This is a genomic window from Moorena sp. SIO4A1 (assembly GCF_010672065.1).
Classification (GTDB): domain Bacteria; phylum Cyanobacteriota; class Cyanobacteriia; order Cyanobacteriales; family Coleofasciculaceae; genus Moorena.
On record NZ_JAAHHX010000992.1, the window covers coordinates 1 to 1,106 of the forward strand.

4 protein-coding genes are annotated in these 1,106 nt (G+C 42.8%); all 4 read right to left on the reverse strand.

The window, feature by feature from the left end; all coding sequences use genetic code 11:
• Positions 1-124, reverse strand: a 124-nt coding sequence (locus tag F6K53_RS44695; RefSeq protein WP_293087475.1) for a hypothetical protein, incomplete at its 3' end; no start/stop codon positions are given.
• A gap of 38 nt (positions 125-162) precedes the next feature.
• Positions 163-357, reverse strand: a complete 195-nt coding sequence (locus tag F6K53_RS44700; RefSeq protein ID WP_293087473.1) for a hypothetical protein — start codon at positions 355-357, stop codon at positions 163-165.
• Positions 358-426: 69 nt separating this feature from the next.
• Positions 427-651, reverse strand: coding sequence for a type II toxin-antitoxin system HicA family toxin (locus tag F6K53_RS44705; RefSeq protein ID WP_293067266.1), 225 nt, complete (start codon positions 649-651; stop codon positions 427-429).
• On the reverse strand, positions 648-863 hold the full coding sequence (locus F6K53_RS44710; protein WP_293067268.1) for a type II toxin-antitoxin system HicB family antitoxin: 216 nt from the start codon (positions 861-863) through the stop codon (positions 648-650). The genes F6K53_RS44705 and F6K53_RS44710 overlap by 4 nt, the downstream gene beginning before the upstream one ends.
• Positions 864-1,106: the final 243 nt, after the last annotated feature.

Genomic DNA, 1,106 nt, shown 5'->3' on the forward strand with positions numbered 1-1,106 from the left:
TTTCCTCTGAATCTGGGTCTTCTAGCCAGCGGTAAGGGTCAGCTACTAGAGTACCGTGGTAATCATCGACTTGGTCGGCTTTGCGGCTTTTGGGATAGTTCAGGGGTTGACTGGTAGATGGCATGGTCGCAGATGGTGAGGAGCGTTTCTAGTTTAACGTTTCTATTCTTTGGGTCGAGGTTGGAGGACATGGGCAGCTATGGGGCATAACGTTTTAGGGAGCCTACCCGAGATACTTTCAATTTTTGCGATCGCATTGCTATGGGACTGTGGGAAATTGTCACTGTTCGCGCTTCTTGACCCTCCGGGTTCAGCAGTTACTCTACTTGGGGAAACCCCAAGACTGTACTGCTTCACAAGATTCGCACAAAAATTTATTTGGCGCGATTGACCGTAGGTCAATCTTGTAGTGGATTAACACAGCCATCACAACAATTCCCTGAATTCCTCACGACTAAGCTGAGTGTCACGCAATATTTGGGACAATAAACCACGCCCAATGGTTTCACCAGAATGTACCGGGATGACGGTTCTACGTCCGTCATCATGAATTAAAATATGGTGACTTCCACGTACCCTCGCCACTGTAAACCCTGCTTTCTCCAGTGCTGCGATAATTTCCCGTCCAGTTAAACTTGGTAATTGACTCATACTTCCACTGCAACTCGCTGTACACCAACGAAGTCAAGGGAATCTTCTACATTTTCTTCAAATTCCAAACAAAGGGCGATCGCTTCTCGAATACGCTCCATCAATTCATCCAAAGATTTTGCTTGGGTATGACACCCTTTAAGAGTGGGAACAGAAGCTACAAAGTAGCCATCAGCATCCTGCTCGATAATTACATTAAATTCTCGACTCATTTTTGATTTCAATTTATTGAATATAGATAGTATATTTTGCTTAGCAATATTTACTATATAATAAAATTATATAATTTTCTATGATTTCCTAAATAGGTGAGGTAATTTCTGGTAGGCGTAACTTCTCAATAACCGCTGTGGGGTGAAAGAGATAGGTATAGAGTTAGCCCCCTTGTCAAGAGTGCATAAATCTGGTTAAACAAAGGTATGCTAGAAAACTCTGTGCAAGTAAAAAATGAGCAA